Below are 17566 nucleotides of genomic sequence, written 5' to 3' on the forward strand. Positions count from 1 at the left end.
TAATAAAGTGCAGCGTTTAACTGCACTTTAAGTGATATAAAACAAGAGAGTGCCAATGGCAGTCAAAGTATTAGTTGTTGATGATTCAAGCTTTTTTCGCCGCAGAGTCAGCGAAATTTTAGAGCAAGACAGCAATATTCAAGTAATTGGTTTTGCCGTAAACGGTCGTGAAGCGGTCGATAAAGCCCGTGAATTAAAACCTGATGTAATTACTATGGATGTTGAAATGCCGGTTCTTGATGGCATTAGTGCCGTGAAAGAAATAATGGCAGCAACACCGACTCCTATTTTAATGTTCTCATCACTCACCCGTGATGGCGCAACAGCAACCCTAGATGCATTGGATGCTGGGGCCCTTGATTTTTTACCGAAAAAGTTCGAAGACATTGCACGCAATAATGAAGATGCAATCGCGCTTTTACAAAATAAAGTAAAAGAAATTGGTCGCCGTCGCATTTCTCGTTTCTCGCGCCCAGCACCTATTTCGAGATCAACTCCGACTCCTACACTAAGAAGTAGTGGCGCTACAAGCAGTAGCGGTATTGTCCAGCCTGATCGCAGTTTTAGCCGTCCTGCTGCTGCAAGTTCGCCGGCTGCATCGTCATCGAGTACGAGTAATATTCGCGCTTCGGGCAAGAAATATCAATTGGTTGCTATCGGTACATCAACCGGTGGACCTGTGGCACTGCAAACAATTTTGACTCAGCTGCCAGCTAATTTCCCACATCCTATTTTGCTTATTCAGCATATGCCAGCTGCGTTTACGCCAGCTTTTGCTGCAAGGCTAAATGGCTTATGCAAAATCAATGTTAAAGAAGCGCAAAATGGTGACCGTTTAGTGCCTGGCACCGCTTACTTAGCGCCAGGTGGCCAACAAATGCTAATAGAGGGGCGTGGTGGTTCTCGCACTCTGCGAGTATTTGAAGACGATAGTCCGCGTATTACTTACAAGCCGAGTGTTGATGTGACTTTTGCAAGTGCTGCAAAAACCTTCGGCGGTGATGTGCTAGCTGTAGTATTAACGGGCATGGGCGCAGATGGCCGTGATGGTGCGCGTATGCTTAAGCAAGTCGGTGCGACTATTTGGGCGCAAGATGAAAAAACCAGTGTGGTGTATGGTATGCCACAAGCTGTTGCTAATGCCGGCTTGGCGAGTGAAAGCTTAGCGCTCGCAGATGTTGCGAATCGTTTAACGCGTGAGACTGGTTGTGGATAAACTGTCTTTCCTTGGCTTAATTGTCGCAGTAAGTGCCATCGCCTTTGGTTATGCATTAGAGGGCGGGGTTGTTTCTGCACTGTTTAATGGTCCTGCGCTTATCATCGTGCTTGGTGGTACGCTTGGGGCTGTCATGCTTCAGACCCCAGCAAGTGTTTTTACTAAAACACTTAAGATCAGTCATTGGGTGTTTTTTCCGCCGTATCACGATATTGATGCAGCCATCGAGCAAGTAAAGCGTTGGTCACATAAAGCACGTCAAGAAGGTTACTTAGCCCTTGAGTCGGAAGCGCTGTCGCACTCAGACCCGTATGCGGCAAAGGGCTTGAGTCTACTTGTTGATGGGATTGATGAGCAAAAGCTTAGAGATACGCTTGAAATTGATTTAATGCTTGAACGCGAACGCTTACTCGAGGTAAGCCGAGTTTATGAAGCTATGGGCGGTTATAGCCCTACAATCGGTATTTTAGGTGCAGTACTCGGTTTGATTCAGGCTATGCAATTTATAACGGATCCTGAAAAACTGGGTGCCGGTGTTGCTACAGCGTTTATTGCCACGATTTATGGTGTTGGCCTAGCGAACTTATTATTCTTGCCAATGGCGAATAAACTTAAGCAGCAAGTGGAACAAAAAATGCTGTATCATGAACTACTTGCTGAAGGCATTATTGCTATTTCGCAAGGTGAAAGCCCACTAAATATTGAACTAAAACTTGAGGCGTACCGTGTAGAGCGCCCAAGCTTAGTTGACGAGTAATTTATTATGATGCGCCGTCGTCTGCGTCATAACACGTCAAAAAACCAACATACTGAACGCTGGCTTGTCTCTTATGCCGATTATATGACCATCATGTTTGCTTTTTTTGTGGTCATGTATGCGATCGCAATTAGTAAAAATGAAGATTTTCAAATTCTCTCAGATTCACTAGAGCAGGTGTTTGAAAAGTCTGCTCGTCAGCAACAACAGGTTGGCACTGGGGTTAACGGCACAGGCATACTAACTGACAGAGTCAGCCCTGAGAACGACATTCTATACGGTGAGAGCATTCGTAAAGATGAGCAAGGCCCTGAATTACTCGATGGGCAAAGCGAAACCAGCAATATTGAGAAAAAACATCTCGGCAAGTCTCTCGACAGCTTACTTACTAAATTACAGTCTGCGCTCATTGATGAAATTCGTGATGGCGAAGCAAGTTTAGAGCTTCATCAAGATTGGCTCATCATTGAATTAAGCTCTGGTATGTTGTTTTCATCGGGCAGTGCTGTTGCACAGCAGCGTGCAAAACAAGTTGTTAGTTTAGTGAAAGATATTATTGCACCAGTTGATAATTACATTCGTGTGCGTGGTTATACCGATAACGAAGGTATTCGTAATGAGATGTTTCGCTCTAACTGGGAGCTATCTGTAGCGAGGGCGACATCTGTCCTAGTTGAGCTTGAGAGTTTAGGTATTAACCCTGCGCGTATGGCTATTGAAGGTTACGGGCAATATTCACCTTTCGCAAGTAATGACACTGAGCAAGGACGCGCAGAAAACCGCAAAGTGGTTGTTGCATTGTCTAAATATGGTTTACCGCCAAAAGAGCCAGAAAATACTGAACAAGAGTCACAAAACCAACCGCAACAGACGACAGAAATTGAGTTGCCAAGCGATGATAACAGCATTAAAGTGATTCAATTACCACATGGTGGAATTAGGATTACCACGCGCAATGAACAATAATAAGGTGTGATGTGAAAGTTTGGACCGTAGCGAATCAAAAAGGTGGGGTAGGGAAAACAACAACAGCCGTTAGCCTTGCTGGTATTCTCGCTTTACAAGGAAAACGCGTGTTACTTATTGACACCGATCCGCATGCATCATTGACTTATTATTTTGGTATAGATTCAGAAGACTTAGAAGTCAGCGTGTATGATATTTTCGCGCGTGGTAACAGCATGGCCAGTGAAGAAATTTTGCAGGCTCTATGTCCATCAACACTTGAAAACCTAGATATCTTACCTGCGACGATGGCAATCGCGACGCTTGATAGAAGCATGGGCAATAAAAATGGCATGGGCTTAATACTAAAAAAAGCGCTTGCCAAAATTAGCGACCATTATGACTATGCAATTATTGATTGCCCGCCTGTTTTAGGTGTTTTGATGGTCAATGCTCTTGCAGCTAGTGAGCGAATTTTAGTACCAGTACAAACAGAATTTTTGGCCTTAAAAGGGCTTGATCGTATGATGCGCACCATGGAGCTGATGCAAACATCGCAAGCAAAACAGTACCAATATACAATTATTCCTACAATGTACGATAAACGTACTAAAGCATCACTTGAAGCTTACAAGACTCTGCAGGATAATTACAAAGATAAAGTATGGTCAGGCGTGGTTCCTGTCGATACAAAGTTTAGAGATGCTAGTTTAGCACAGCAAGTGCCGATTCAATTTTGCCCGCGTTCGCGTGGGGTATTTGCCTATCGCGCCCTGCTTGATTACTTAGTTGCACAAGGTTAAAGATGAGTAAGCATTTATTTGCCAATGAAAAAGTGATGACCCAATATTTGGGCGCTTTGTTGTGTGAAGATGAGCCTACAGACCAAAATCTTGAGCCAGTCGCAAAGCTGCTGGAGCAGGTTAAAGAGCCTGAAACTAAGACAGAAGAAAAGCTGACAGACGTTCAGCCTACTCCTGAACCTGTTTTACTACCCCCAGAACCGACTAAAGAGCTTGAGAAAACCGAGAACCAAGCTAATATCAAAGATATAGTCGCAGAACCTAAAGCTGAACTGGTTGCAAAAACCTCGTCTGATCGTCAAGAAGACTATTTTGATGGTGAATTTCAGGCATTATTCTTTGAGGTTGCAGGGTTAACCCTTGCTGTACCGTTAAAAGCATTAGGGGGAATTCATCAGCTGGCAGAGGTTAACCAATTATTTGGTAAACCAAAATGGTTTAAAGGTGTCATGCTAAACCGTGAAGAAAAACTAAATGTTGTTGATACTGCACGTTGGGTTATGCCAGAAAAGTATGATGAAAAATTAGAACAATCATTAGATTATCAGTATTTAATCACCTTAGGTGACAGTCAATGGGGATTATTGGCTGAAAAGCTCGTAAATAATATTACGCTTCGTAAAGAAGATGTAAAATGGCGAGCAAAATCAGGTAAGCGGCCTTGGCTTGCAGGTGTTATCAAAGAGAAAATGTGCGCCTTGATTGACGTTGAAAATTTAAATCAATTGCTAGAGCAGGGCTTAGACAGCCGTGAGCAGTAACTATTTTTACGGAGTAATAGCATGAGTGAAGAAAGACTACTGTCAGCAAATAAAAATGCTGATAGCAACGATGAAGTGTTACAGTGGGTAACCTTTAAACTTGAAGAAGAAACGTACGGCATTAACGTAATGCAAGTACAAGAAGTACTTCGCTATACCGAAATTGCTCCTGTGCCAGGTGCGCCTTCTTATGTATTAGGTATTATTAACTTACGTGGTAATGTTGTTACTGTGATCGATACGCGTGCACGTTTTGGTTTAATGGGTGCTGAGGTTACTGATAACTCTCGTATCGTTATCATTGAAGCTGAAAAGCAAGTGATTGGTATTTTAGTCGACAGTGTTGCTGAAGTGGTTTACCTACGTAGCTCTGAAATTGACAGTGCGCCAAATATTGGCACAGAAGAAAGTGCTAAGTTTATCCAAGGTGTATCTAACCGTGATGGTGAGTTACTGATCTTGGTTGATCTTAATAAATTATTAAATGACGATGAGTGGGACGAGCTAAGCGCACTATAAGCGTTTGGAAATTATATGCTGTTATACTCTTTGTTTGGTGCCTCAATCTTACTTGTATTAGTGTGTTTGGGGCTTATTTTTGTCAATAACAATAAGCAAGCGGCGGCGATTCAAGCTAAGCAAAAACAGTTACAAGAAGCTCAACAGCAATTGAGTATTTTACGTAGCGAAGTGGCTGAAATGCGAGCTGGCATGCTAAGTATTGGCAAACGTGTTGTTGCTGTTGAAGAAAAAAGTAAAGAGCTTGAACAGCTACAAGATGCACAAAAATATGATGATCCGAATGCGAAAATTTATTCGCGAGCGGTTAAAATGGTTGAGCTAGGCGCTGATTTAGAAGAAATAATTCGTGAATGCGAATTACCCAGAGCTGAAGCTGAGCTACTCATGTCACTTCATAAACAAAAAGGCGCCGAATAGGCGCTTTTTTATTTGAGCTAAGCTTTGATGTTGAGCTTACCTTGAAAGTCTTGCCACCCCGGTGGAAACTTACCACGTAATACGTACGAAAAAGCAATTAATTCGGCAATAACATAATAGAGCTCTTTCGGGATTTCTTCACCTAACTCAAGATGCGATAAGGTTTGAGCTAAGTCCGCATCTTGATGTATCAAAATGCCTTTTTGCTCAGCAAGTTTGACGATTTCTTCAGCCAATTCACCAAAGCCTTTACTGGTTACTCGTGGCGAGCTACCCGCTTCGTAGAGTAAGCCAATTGCTGATTTATGCACCGCTTGTTCACTCATAAAAATTACACCTTAATGTTAATAATCGCATGGGATTTATAAAAAGCTTGGTGGTTTGATGTCCCTTGTTGCAAGTTTAACTCACCTACATTTAAACCATGGCCTGCTAATTTATGGCGTAGTGTTTCTAAATGCGGATGAGCAAGCGCTGTCACTTCTTGTGAAGACGCTAGCAACTGGCAATCAACTGCTTTATCCATCACCTCTGCGGTAATTTGTAACTTGCCAAGCTGTGCATAATCAAAGTTCAAGCGCACAAACCAGACATTCTTTGCTTCGAGTTTATTTTTACTTGGCTTTTTATATTGTCCTAAGCTGATTTCTGTTTGCCCTGTTTCAGGAGGTAATTTCATCGGTAAGAAAAACTGCGCTAAAGCACTGTTATCTTGTTGCTGATTGATGGGCGTTGTTTGCACCTGAGCTAGAGTGTTTTTCAGTTGCGAGGCTTCAGCCGCCATGGCTTGCATCGCAGGCTGCTGTAGTTGCTCGAGTAATTTATTGCCGTTAACGGCTTTAAAGTTGGGCACTAACACTTGCAGTAAGGCATCAAGACCAGTTTGATTATTAAAACTAAGGTTGGTTGGTGCTTGATTAATAATTGGCGCGGCAAGTGAAGCCACTGCTAGTTGTTCTAACCCTTGGCTGAAGCTTGCCTGCTGAGTTTGACTAGGCAGTGCTGTTGGCCTGAGGATACTTAAAAGCTCTCGTTCAATCGTTGTAGGGTGCATGTTTTGACTCGAGATCATGCGATTAAATGCTTGATTAACGAGCCTGTTTAAATCTACCGAAGGCGATGTGTTTTGCTCACTCAGGGCTACAAGTTTCTCTGTTAATTGCACTGGCAGAGGCATACTTGCTAACGGTTTACTTTCAGGGAGCGGTAATAGCTTAGCAATCAACGCGGCTTCGATTGGCCTTATCGGCAATAATGGCTGACTCAAGTTCGGCTCTTTTGTTGCTAAGAAGGGGGCGTGTAATTGAGTTTGCTGTTGAACAACTTTTTGTAACCCTACGGTTTGCTCATTGGGTGCTCGAGTCACGAAGTTATGCTGTTTAGTTTGCTCACTCATATTTTTCAGTACTGAATTAGCGAGGCTACTTTTAACTGGGGCAAGCTGTTCAGATGTTGCTTTGTCAGAGTTTAGAGTATTAACAGAACTGTTAATTGACTTGTTGTCTGCAGGTGCTTTTTGCATAGCATTGTCTATGCTCAATACAGGGAGTTGCGCTTTGCTATGGTTTGTAGCCAACTGAGTCGCTTGATTTTGTGCGCTAACAAGCGGCTCTAAACTGACTTTTAACCGTTGCAGTAACTGTATTAAAGGTGCTGCCTTGTTATAACTCACGGGTAAACTAACTTGCTTTGCAGGCTGACTTTCGGTTAATGGCTCTGTTTGTTTAGCCGCAGGTGGTGGCGTATTAGCTGTAACTGGCCTACTTTCTTTTTGCAGCACTTGAGACGAAGCAAGTTTTGGCGTGCTTTGTTGAGCAGCGGCAAACTTTACTATATTGATTTTATTAGCATTAAAACCTAGTTGGCTAATCGTATTTTTGCTTTCAATCAGCTGATGGGTTGACTGGTTAACAGCCGCTTTAGTGGTAGCAGGAAGCTTTTCAAAATAGCGCACTGCATCACTAATACGCGTTTTTAAATCAGCAAAACTGTCTTTTAGCCAAGAGCTAATGGGTGAATGTGAGCTGCTCGATGGTGCTAACAACGTTTTCTTAGGTTCAACTGCTTGGCTTTTTAATGCATGATTGAATGTCTCTGACAGCGAGTTCTTTAATAGTATTTGTTGCACAGGTGCTTTATTTATAAGTTCAACAGTATTTTTAACTTGCTGGGGGGTTAGTTTTAATGCATGAGGATGAAATTGCCACTGGGCTTGAATTTGCTTAGCTTGTTTTGGCGATATGGCCGGCAGTGGTAAAGTTAATTCATTACTTTGCTTGTTTGCAACGCTTAACTGTACTTGTTGCCCAGCTAATTTTAAATTCATTTCAGGGGTTAGCTTAGCCACCAACTCAGCGACTTTTTGTTGGCTAACACTTTGCTGATGGAGAGAATCCCCAAAGCGATTAATAATGTTTAAATTAAAGCTATTTTGTTGGTTGGTAGCAGGCAGCAAAATGGCTTTAAGTGGTGCTTCAGCTTTTAAAAGAGCAACCAGGCTATTGTTAAGAGCAAACTCAGCTTTTAATGCCGGTAGTTGTAGTAAAGGTTTACTTGGCGCAATCTGAGCTGGGTGCGGCATATTTGTATTTGCACTCCCTTGCGTTAGCAAGTTCAGCAGTGCTTGTAATTGCTGGCTTTTGCCAAGAGTAATAGTCAGCGGTGCTGGTGTGATAGTCAGCTGTTTACCATCACTACTTAATTGAATATTGGCCGCTAAAAAGCGCTCAGTTTTGAGGTTTTCTTGCTCTGTTGATAAGCGCAGTGTTTGCCATGAGTTATTGATTAGCACGTCCATTTGCACACTGTGCTTACCAACCACAATATTACGAGCAGTTAGGCTCTGCTCAGCCAGCATTTTCAAGGCATCATTAGGTGATTGCAGTAGTGCACTGCTGATTGCTTTTGGGTCTAGATTAAGCTGAGTGCTGAGAGTCAACTGGCTTTGTTTATTCATTATTTTAGATCAAATATAAGTTAATCGTTTTAAAGCAATATTCGTATTACCCTATCATTATGGTAGACTAACGCCTAATTTTGGGTATAGAGAATCGTCATCTTGTTACACATTAAGGCCGTCACCTGCATCAAGCAAGATCGTTGTTTGTTTGCGGATCTTAATTTCAGCTTGAAATCGGGACAAATTATGCAATTAGCTGGTCCGAATGGGGCTGGTAAAACATCATTATTGCGTATTATCGCGGGTTTCGCTATGGCGGATGAAGGTGATGTTTTGTTCCAAGATCGCTCAATTACAAAATACTATGATGAATATGCACAAGAGTTATTATTCATCGGCCATAAAACTGGGGTAAATACACAGCTTACCGCCCTTGAGAATGTCGCATTTTGGCTAAAAATAAATGGCTACGATAGCAAACAAGACTTGTATCCGATCTTAGCAAAAATAGGCTTGGTAGGTCTTGAAGATGTACCTGTTCGTATGTTGTCAGCAGGGCAACAACGCCGTGTCGCTCTCGTAAGACTGTGGTTAAACAGTGCCAAACTATGGATCCTTGATGAGCCATTTACAGCCCTTGATAAAAGCGGTGTTGCATTTTTACAAGAACGCTTTGTTGAGCACCTAAATGCTGGCGGCGCGATTCTATTAACCACCCACCAAGATTTAACGACACATTTTAGTGACCTTCAAACAGTGACTTTGGAGTATCGCCACTGATGGTAAAACAGCATTCGTATTGGCAATTATTCTCTGCGGTTTTTTCTAAAGATCTTAAATTAGCGTTTCGTCAGCGTGCTGAAATCGTTAACCCTATCTTGTTTTTTCTTATCGTTATTACACTTTTTCCGTTAGCAATTGGCCCTGAACCCGGTCTACTTGCTCGTATGGCGCCGGGCATTATTTGGGTCGCTGCGTTACTCTCGACCATGTTAGGCCTAGATAAGCTATTTCGTGATGATTATCACGACGGAACACTAGAGCAATTAATTGCTTCATCATACCCTTTACCGTTAACTGTCCTTGCAAAAGTGGCAGCGCATTGGGTGATCACGGGGTTGCCTTTAGTGTTAATGACTCCTGTATTTGCTTTGTTATTGAATTTAGAAAGTTCAGCGCTTTTAGCAACCGTTCTGACCTTATTGTTAGGTACGCCATTGCTTAGCTTCATTGGCGCAATTGGCGCTGGACTCACTGTGGGACTACAAAAAGGCGGCATTTTAATGAGTTTGCTTGTTCTGCCTTTGTATATCCCTGTACTAATTTTTGCAACCTCGGCTATTGATACCAGCTCTATGGAGCTTGCCTATAGCGGACAGCTTGCAATCCTTGGTGCCATGCTAATCGTAGCGATTATAGCGGCGCCAATTGCCATATCGTCAGCATTGAAAGTGAGTGTAAGTTAATATGTGGAAGTGGTTACATCCCTACGCAAAAGCAGATCGTGCTTACCAATTGTGTAACACCTTACTGCCTTATTTCGCCGTCGTTACGGTGGTTTGTATGATTGTTGGATGGGTCTGGGGGCTTGCTTATGCCCCAGCCGATTACCAACAAAAAGACAGCTACCGAATTATTTTTATCCATGTGCCTTCAGCTATTTTATCTATGGGCGCTTACTCTTCTATGGCGATTGCAGCAGTGATCGCACTAGTATGGCAATTACGTAATGCAGAACTTGCAGTGATTGCAATTGCACCTGTCGGGGCATGTGTGACAGCGATAGCATTAATTACCGGTGCAGCATGGGGTAAACCTATGTGGGGCGCATGGTGGGTGTGGGATGCACGTCTTACCTCTGAGTTAATTCTGTTATTTTTATACCTTGGTGTGTTATCGCTTTATCATGCTTTTGAAGATAAAAAAGCAGCGGGGCGTGCTGCTTGTATCTTAGCCATTGTTGGGGTTATCAACTTACCGATTATTCACTTCTCGGTGGAGTGGTGGAATACCTTGCATCAAGGTGCAACCATTACAAAGTTTGATACTAAAGCTATTGATCCAAGCATGTTTTGGCCATTAATGGTTAACATTGTTGCGTTTGCAGGTTTTGTTGGTGTGGTGACGTTAATCCGCCTTAAAAACGAAATTCTACAACGTGAAAAGCATCGCCCTTGGGTGCGTGATATGGTTGAGCGAGGTTAATCATGCAGTTTGATTCTTTTGCAGATTTTATTGCCATGGGTGGCTATGGCTTTTATGTATGGTTGTCTTTTGGTAGCTGTGCATTAATTTTACTCGGTATATTATTTAGTTCGTTAAACGATACAAAACGTATTTTCTCTTCAGTAAAGCAGCAAGCACAACGTGAAGAGCGCATTAAGAAAGCGAAGCAAGAGGCAGGGCAATGAATCCAAGACGTAAAAAACGTTTATTAGCAGTTGTAGCCATTATTTTTGGTGTGGGTGCAACGATTGGTTTAGTGCTGTATGCACTGCAAGAAAACATCAATTTATTCTATACCCCAAGTGAACTTGTTGATGGTAAAGGACCAAATAAAGAAAAACCGCATATTGGTCAAAAGTTACGTATTGGTGGCATGGTTGTACCTGGCTCAGTTGTTCGTGACGAATCAAGCTTAAAGGTAAGCTTTAAGCTGATTGATAAAGGCCCTATGGTGACAATTAATTATCAAGGGATTTTGCCGGACTTATTCCGTGAAGGCCAAGGGATTGTGGCGCAGGGCGTGTTAGTTAAAGCCAATGAAATTGATGCCTTTGAAGTACTTGCAAAGCATGATGAAGAATACATGCCTGCAGAAGTTGCTGAAGCAGTGAAGGGTATCAAGCACGAAAAACCGACGTATAACTTAGATAACGGCAATTAATATGATCCCAGAACTCGGTTATTTTTCTTTAACACTGGCCATGGTGCTCAGTGTTCTATTGTGTATTTTTCCTATGTGGGGGGCGCATACCGGCAATTTACGTTTAATGCGTGCCGCCCCATCACTGGCAATTGGACAGTTCGTATTTGTGCTTTTGTCTTTTGCGGCACTTGTTTATGCTAGTTTAACCGACGACTTTACTGTTTCGTATGTTGCTTATCATTCAAGTAGCACCTTACCTTGGTACTACAAAATAACCTCGACATGGGGTGGTCATGAAGGGGCGATATTACTTTGGTTAGTGATGCAAGCGGGTTGGACAGCCGTAGTAGCTATGCGCTCGCAATCATTACCTTGGGTATTACGTGCTCGTGTACTTGGTGTACTAGGCTTTTTAGGTGTTGGCTTTATGTTATACACCTTGTTAATGTCGAGCCCATTTGAGCGCTTATTACCGTATTTCCCTGTTGAAGGTCGCGATTTAAATCCGTTATTGCAAGACCCAGGTATGATTATTCACCCGCCATTGCTTTATATGGGCTATGTAGGTTTATCTGTGTCATTCTCATTCGCTATTGCAGCGTTACTTACTGGTAAGCTTGATAATACTTGGGCTAAGTGGTCTCGTCCTTGGACTATGACAGCATGGGGCTTTTTAACACTTGGTATTACCATTGGTAGTTGGTGGGCATACTCAGAACTTGGCTGGGGCGGCTGGTGGTTCTGGGATCCCGTTGAAAACGCATCATTAATGCCATGGCTTGTGGCAACCGCATTGCTGCACTCATTATCAACCACCGAAAAGCGTGGTGTATTTAAGTCGTGGACCGTATTACTGGCTATTGCAGCATTCTCGTTAAGCTTACTGGGTACCTTTATTGTTCGCTCGGGTATCATTGTATCTGTGCATGCTTTTGCCTCAGATCCTAACCGCGGTATGTTTATTTTAGCATTCTTAGCCATTGTAGTTGGTGGTGGTTTATCGCTTTATGCACTGCGTGTTTCGCAGGTGAAAAGTGAAGGCCGTTATAAGTTTGCCTCACGTGAAGTTGCGCTTTGGTTAAATAATATTTTCTTAGTTGTGGCAACACTGATTGTATTGCTAGGTACATTACTGCCAATGATCCACAAAGAACTTGGCTTAGGTAGCATTTCGATTGGTGAGCCGTTCTTCAATAAGATGTTTGCTATTTTACTGGTACCGTTTGCCATTTTAATGGGTATGGGTCCGCTGTTACGCTGGAAACAAAATAAATGGTCAATGTTGCAAAACAAATTTGCACTATCGGCTGTTGTCAGTCTCGTGGCTACGGCAGCGTGGTTATATTCAAGTTACGATGTAATTGCGCCAATTACCTTTATTGCAACTGCGCTAGCGGTATGGATTGTTGTTACTACAGTGGTTGATTTAACGGCAAAAGTAACTATTCACAAAACCTTAGGCGAAGGCTTTAAACGTTTAGGACTAAGCTATTGGGCGATGGTATTAGGTCACGTTGGTTTAGCGTTCGTGATTGCAGGTGTAACGTTAACCTCTGCTTATTCAGTAGAGCGTGATGTATCAATGAAGCCGGGTGACACTGTGGCTTTAAATGAATACCAGTACCGTTTTGATGGTGTTAAGTCTATTCGCGGCGCTAACTATAGCGGCCATGCTGGGGTTGTCACTGTGCTGAAAAATGATAAACAAGTAACCGTTTTACATGCTGAAAAACGCCGTTATGACATTGGCATGCAGTTTATGACAGAAGCAGCTGTTGATGCTGGCTTTACGCGTGACTTATACCTAGCACTGGGTGAGCAATTAAGCCAAGGTGCGTGGTCGTTACGTATTTACCATAAGCCTTATGTTCGTTGGATGTGGCTCGGTGGTATCTTGATTTCACTGGCAGGCTTTTTAGTGCTTGGTGATAAACGCTATCGCCAAAAATCGACTAAGCAGGAGGCATCAGCATGAACCGTAAACTACTCGCACTAGCACCTTTACTGGTTTTCGTTTTACTGTGTGTGTTTTTATATCAAGGCTTGTTTGCTAACCCGCGTGAGCTGCAAACTGGGCGTATTGGGCAGGCTATGCCAGCTTTCAACTTGCCAGACTTGATGGATGAGTCAACGCGTTGGACAGATAGTGATTTAAAAGGTGAAGTTTACTTACTCAATGTGTGGGGCACATGGTGCCCGACCTGTTTAGCTGAGTTGGGCTATTTAACTGAGCTTAGAGAGCAGGGCGTTAAGATTGTTGGCTTATACTACGAGCAAGGCTACGACCCTGACTTTGATGGCCAGTTTGATATTAACGCACTACGCGAAGACGTTACCAGTATGCTTAATCGTGCTGGCGACCCATATCAATTCAATATCTTAGATTTAAAGCGCACATTAGCCCTTGATTTAGGGGTGTCTGGCGCGCCAGAGACCTTCTTAGTTGATAAGCAAGGCACCATTTTGCTGCACCATACCGGCGATATTAATCCGCGTGTGTGGCGAGCCAAATTCGCACCGTTAATGCAGGAGTTACAGTAATGAGACTCGTGATTTTTTTAGCAAGTTTGCTTATCACGTTTAGTGCATTTGCAGAGCAAGACAAATATCAATTTGATGACAAAGAGCAAGCTGTACGCTTCAGTGAGCTTACCAAAGAGCTGCGTTGCCCTAAATGTCAAAACCAAAACATTGCCGACTCAGACGCGGTTGTAGCCAAAGACTTGCGCGACAAAGTGTTAGCGCTGGTAAAAGATGGCAAAACTAAAGATGAAGTCATCGAATATATGATTGACCGTTATGGCTACTTCGTACATTACGATCCACCCGTAACACCCGCAACCTTAGTATTATGGGTATTGCCAGTATTGATTGTGGTACTTGGCTTTGGGTTTATTGTTTTACGCCAACGTAAGGCATCGGTAAAACAAACATGGACAGAGCAAGACGAGGCACTACTTGCAAAGTTAATTGAACAAAATCAACGTCAGGAGCAAAGCTAGATGGCATTAATGTGGGCTTCTTTTGTTTTACTCACGCTGGTTGCATTGCTATTTGTTGTCGTTCCTTTTTTTAAACGCGAACGTATTCAACGCCTTGATCACAATGCAAACTCGGAGTTAATCCGAATTTATCATCAACGTTTAGATGAGCTTAAAACAGACTTAGATAACCAACGTATTGATGCACAAATGCACGACGAATCAGTTATCGAACAAAAACGTCGTTTGCTCAATGAGCTGTCTCCAGAAAAAGCGCTAAATAGTAAAGGTAACAACCGTATTTTTGCCCTTACTGGCGCTGGCTTTTTAATTGTTTTAACGGCTATCTTTTACGGTTACACGGGTAGTCAGCAGCAAATAAAAGGCTGGCATGACGCTATGGCAAACCTTAAGTCGTATGGTGAACGTGCCGTAATGCAAGATGGTGAGCCATTGACACCGAATGAGTTGCAAGCATTTGCTTTAGCATTGCGTACCAAGCTTGATCAAAGTGGTGATGATGAAGTGGCGTGGATGCTGCTAGGTCGTGTTGCGATGTCATTAAATGAATTTGATATGGCGATGCAGTCATTTGATAAAGTGCTAAAAATGAACCCGGATAACAAGCAAGTGCTGATCAGCTACTCGCAAGTTCTGCTAATGGAAGGCAGTGATGCGAATATGTCACGTGCAGCAACGATGTTATCGAGAGTGTTAAAAGCAGAGCCGACTAATATTGATGCAATCTCATTGTTAGCTCTGATTGCTTATGAGCGCAAGGATTGGCTGCAAGCTAAAACTGCGTTTGAAGTACTGCTTGCAAGTATGCAGCAAAATGATCCGCGTTATAGCATGATTGCAGAGCGTATTGCTGAAATTGATGCTCACTTAAATAATCAGCAGCAAGTTACAAATACAGAAATTGCAGAGGCTTCACACAGTGAAATTCGCATCACAGTTGATTTAGACTCAGCTCTAGCAGATTCGCAGCCACAAAACGGCACCTTGTTTGTTTTTGCAAAAGCAGCCAGTGGCCCACAGATGCCATTAGCTGTGGTAAAAATGACGGAATACAGCTTTCCGCTAACAGTGACATTGAGTGATTCGAATGCAATGGTTGAAGGTCTGAATTTATCAAGTGTCGATAAAATTATTTTAACTGCGCGTTTATCAAAAGATGCAACTGTGGTAACTTCTAGCGGCGAGTTGGAAGGCAAGTCGGGTATTTTAGAACGTGCGAACGTTAAAGAGTACGCGTTGCTAATTAATGAGTTAATACCGTAAGGATAGCCGATGTTTAGGCACAGTATATTTTTTATCTTTTTTGTAGTGCTTGCAGGATGCGCACAAATACCCGAAGAAAAAGCGGATGAGCGAGATCCGTTACAGTCGTTTAACCGTCCTATGTATGATTTTAATATGGACGTGCTTGACGCCTATATTCTTCGACCAGCAGCTGTTGGCTACGTTACAGTAACGCCAACACCGGTAAGACGTAGCATTGTTAATTTTACCGATAACATCACCGCACCAACGGATATGGTCAATGCTGGTCTGCAGGGTAAGCCTGGTAATATGGGTATTAGCTTAGCGCGCTTTTTAGTGAACTCTACAGTAGGTCTACTCGGTTTTTTTGATGTTGCTTCATCGCTGGGCTTAGAAATTGTCGATGAAGATTTTGGCCAAACTCTTGGTGTATGGGGAGTGGGTGATGGTGCTTACTTGATGATCCCTGGTATGGGACCAAGTACCGCACGAAACCTAACTGGTGATGTTGTTGATAATTTCGTATTACCTGAAATAACACTAACAACACCTCAAACAATATTAGTGTTTGCACTTAAAGCGGTTGAAGCCCGTGCTTCATTAATGCCACAAGAGAGCCTATTAAATGAGTCGCTAGACCCTTATATCTTCATGAAGGATATCTACTTCCAGCGTCAATTATATGAGCTACATGATGGTAATCCGCCACTAGAAAAAGAACCAGATGACTTTGACGAAGACTTCTTAGAGAATCTTTAAAAGTGTTAAATAAAAATGCCAGCAATTGCTGGCATTTTTATATCGTTAAGGGATGGGTATTCATCAGTCCCCAAACACACTCATTTGGTCATTAGACCAACTTAATGCATCATGGTAAGCGTCCGGTACTTCTTCAGGTTTAAGTCCAAGTTGTTGTTGGATTTCTTTCGCTTTTTCCCAATTTGCTTGCTCATAAAATTTTACCAGCTTTAAATACGTTGCTAATAAGCCTTCATCTTTGAGTAGCGCATCTTTAATTTCAATAGTCAGCGGTAACTTGTTCATTACACTTGGCATATCTTCGTCGAGGATTGCATCCATTAACGACATCATACCCGTTAAAAATGCCATACCAGTATCTCGCATTTTGCCGTGGCTGATTGCCAATAATTCAGCAAACCGAGCACGGGTCAATGAAAGGCGAATTAGTTCGGCTGGCTTATCTGCTGCGACTTGCGCTGCAAATAAAAGTGATAAGAAACGTTTAATTTCTTCACTTCCTAATACAATAAGCGCTTGTTTAATTGTGCTGATTTCAGCGCGACGTTTAAAGGCCGCTGAGTTTGAGTAGCGTAGCAACTTATAAGATAAGTTAACGTCACGTTCAAACACTTCAGTGATTTTTCTGAGGTTTAGATCAATACTCGATGTTTCGTATAGAAGCTCGGCAAGAGCCATCTCTGATGGCGGCAAAGTTTTGCTTTGTACCATCTCAGGTTTTGAAAAGAAAAACCCTTGGAAGTAGCTAAAGCCCATTTCTAGGGCAAGCTGATACTTTTCGTATGTTTCAACTTTCTCAGCAAGCAACTTTATGTGTGGATACGGCTTAATAGCCTCGATGATCGCTTTTATTGAGTCTACATCACAAGTTAGAAAGTCAATCTTAATAATATCGATGTAAGGATAAAAGTGTCGCCATACAGGTTGGTGAATGTAATCATCAAGTGCAAGTATATAGCCTTTTTCTTTTAGATCTTTAACTAATGCCAGTAGGCGTTTACCTGGTTGGATTGTTTCTAATATCTCTACTACCACCTGCTCTTTACCAAGTAAAAGTGGATAACCCTTTTGCAAGGTTTCTAGAGTAAAGTTGATATAAGCAGGTTTGTTATCCGTTAAATCCTCTAAACCAAAATTAAATTGGCTGCCTTCAATAAGTCGTGACGTTGCTTCATCGCCATCAATATCAGGAAAAACGTTGTCTACGCCATCTCGAAATAAAAGCTCGTAGCCAATTAGTTTTTTATCCCTGTCTAAAATAGGTTGGCGTGCAGCGTAAAAATACATAGTCCAAACATGTCCACATCTGTTAATTCATTTACTTCTCGCAATATATTGCATTGTGCCTGAAATAGCATTAGCTAAATGTTC

General features: G+C 42.4%; 20 protein-coding genes. 17 read left to right on the forward strand and 3 right to left on the reverse strand.

From position 1 onward, the window contains the following. Window positions 1-55 precede the first annotated feature (55 nt). From IRQ78_RS14085 to IRQ78_RS14115, 7 genes are read left to right on the forward strand one after another with little or no spacing between them, the layout of a single operon-like run. A complete protein-coding gene (locus IRQ78_RS14085) occupies window positions 56-1216 on the forward strand; it encodes a protein-glutamate methylesterase/protein-glutamine glutaminase (RefSeq protein WP_194442545.1) in 1161 nt (386 codons plus the stop codon). Next, window positions 1209-1973 (forward strand): flagellar motor protein, encoded by a 765-nt coding sequence (locus tag IRQ78_RS14090; protein WP_054553255.1) that lies wholly within the window; start codon window positions 1209-1211, stop codon window positions 1971-1973. Before IRQ78_RS14085 ends, IRQ78_RS14090 begins: the two co-directional genes overlap by 8 nt. A gap of 6 nt (window positions 1974-1979) precedes the next feature. Beyond that, on the forward strand, window positions 1980-2939 hold the full coding sequence (locus tag IRQ78_RS14095; protein WP_194442546.1) for a flagellar motor protein MotB: 960 nt from the start codon (window positions 1980-1982) through the stop codon (window positions 2937-2939). A gap of 11 nt (window positions 2940-2950) precedes the next feature. Then, entirely contained in the window at window positions 2951-3721 is a 771-nt protein-coding gene (locus IRQ78_RS14100) for a ParA family protein (RefSeq protein WP_054553253.1), read from the forward strand. A gap of 2 nt (window positions 3722-3723) precedes the next feature. Then, window positions 3724-4482, forward strand: coding sequence for a chemotaxis protein CheW (locus tag IRQ78_RS14105; RefSeq protein WP_194442547.1), 759 nt, complete (start codon window positions 3724-3726; stop codon window positions 4480-4482). 21 nt (window positions 4483-4503) lie between these two features. After that, complete coding sequence (locus IRQ78_RS14110; protein WP_054553251.1) at window positions 4504-5001, forward strand: chemotaxis protein CheW; 498 nt, start codon at window positions 4504-4506, stop codon at window positions 4999-5001. Window positions 5002-5016: 15 nt separating this feature from the next. Beyond that, window positions 5017-5421 carry a DUF2802 domain-containing protein gene (locus IRQ78_RS14115; RefSeq protein ID WP_054553250.1) on the forward strand — a complete coding sequence of 135 codons (405 nt, stop codon included), beginning with the start codon at window positions 5017-5019 and terminating at the stop codon, window positions 5419-5421. A 17-nt stretch (window positions 5422-5438) separates the two neighbouring features. On the opposite strand, the gene IRQ78_RS14120 is transcribed toward IRQ78_RS14115, so the two are convergent. Then, window positions 5439-5747, reverse strand: a complete 309-nt coding sequence (locus IRQ78_RS14120) for an EscU/YscU/HrcU family type III secretion system export apparatus switch protein (protein ID WP_054553249.1) — start codon at window positions 5745-5747, stop codon at window positions 5439-5441. A gap of 5 nt (window positions 5748-5752) precedes the next feature. Then, a complete protein-coding gene (gene fliK / locus IRQ78_RS14125) occupies window positions 5753-8377 on the reverse strand; it encodes a flagellar hook-length control protein FliK (RefSeq protein WP_228482639.1) in 2625 nt (874 codons plus the stop codon). A gap of 102 nt (window positions 8378-8479) precedes the next feature. On the opposite strand from fliK, the gene ccmA reads away from it, so the two are divergent. Genes ccmA through IRQ78_RS14175 form a run of 10 tightly spaced genes read left to right on the forward strand, consistent with a single transcriptional unit; the run spans window position 8480 to window position 16195 of the window. Then, complete coding sequence (gene ccmA / locus IRQ78_RS14130; RefSeq protein ID WP_138599030.1) at window positions 8480-9100, forward strand: cytochrome c biogenesis heme-transporting ATPase CcmA; 621 nt, start codon at window positions 8480-8482, stop codon at window positions 9098-9100. Further along, entirely contained in the window at window positions 9100-9786 is a 687-nt protein-coding gene (gene ccmB / locus IRQ78_RS14135; protein WP_054553246.1) for a heme exporter protein CcmB, read from the forward strand. The genes ccmA and ccmB overlap by 1 nt, the downstream gene beginning before the upstream one ends. 1 nt (window position 9787) lies before the next feature. Next, window positions 9788-10525 (forward strand): heme ABC transporter permease, encoded by a 738-nt coding sequence (locus IRQ78_RS14140; protein WP_054553245.1) that lies wholly within the window; start codon window positions 9788-9790, stop codon window positions 10523-10525. Window positions 10526-10527: 2 nt separating this feature from the next. Continuing rightward, entirely contained in the window at window positions 10528-10731 is a 204-nt protein-coding gene (gene ccmD / locus IRQ78_RS14145) for a heme exporter protein CcmD (protein WP_054553244.1), read from the forward strand. Continuing rightward, window positions 10728-11207, forward strand: coding sequence for a cytochrome c maturation protein CcmE (ccmE, locus tag IRQ78_RS14150; protein ID WP_054553243.1), 480 nt, complete (start codon window positions 10728-10730; stop codon window positions 11205-11207). Before ccmD ends, ccmE begins: the two co-directional genes overlap by 4 nt. A gap of 1 nt (window position 11208) precedes the next feature. Then, window positions 11209-13164, forward strand: coding sequence for a heme lyase CcmF/NrfE family subunit (locus IRQ78_RS14155; protein ID WP_194442548.1), 1956 nt, complete (start codon window positions 11209-11211; stop codon window positions 13162-13164). Further along, entirely contained in the window at window positions 13161-13730 is a 570-nt protein-coding gene (locus tag IRQ78_RS14160) for a DsbE family thiol:disulfide interchange protein (RefSeq protein WP_138599028.1), read from the forward strand. The genes IRQ78_RS14155 and IRQ78_RS14160 overlap by 4 nt, the downstream gene beginning before the upstream one ends. Continuing rightward, the gene (locus tag IRQ78_RS14165) at window positions 13730-14191 is read left to right on the forward strand and encodes a cytochrome c-type biogenesis protein (RefSeq protein ID WP_054553240.1); all 462 of its coding nucleotides are present in this window, start codon (window positions 13730-13732) and stop codon (window positions 14189-14191) included. Before IRQ78_RS14160 ends, IRQ78_RS14165 begins: the two co-directional genes overlap by 1 nt. Next, a complete protein-coding gene (gene ccmI / locus IRQ78_RS14170) occupies window positions 14192-15454 on the forward strand; it encodes a c-type cytochrome biogenesis protein CcmI (RefSeq protein ID WP_054553239.1) in 1263 nt (420 codons plus the stop codon). A gap of 9 nt (window positions 15455-15463) precedes the next feature. Further along, entirely contained in the window at window positions 15464-16195 is a 732-nt protein-coding gene (locus IRQ78_RS14175; RefSeq protein ID WP_138599025.1) for an MlaA family lipoprotein, read from the forward strand. Between the two features lie 63 nt (window positions 16196-16258). On the opposite strand, the gene IRQ78_RS14180 is transcribed toward IRQ78_RS14175, so the two are convergent. After that, window positions 16259-17482 (reverse strand): EAL and HDOD domain-containing protein, encoded by a 1224-nt coding sequence (locus IRQ78_RS14180; protein WP_054553237.1) that lies wholly within the window; start codon window positions 17480-17482, stop codon window positions 16259-16261. Between the last annotated feature and the right edge of the window lie 84 nt (window positions 17483-17566).

It is taken from the genome of Pseudoalteromonas simplex, from assembly GCF_015278155.1.
Taxonomy (GTDB): Bacteria; Pseudomonadota; Gammaproteobacteria; order Enterobacterales; family Alteromonadaceae; genus Pseudoalteromonas; species Pseudoalteromonas simplex.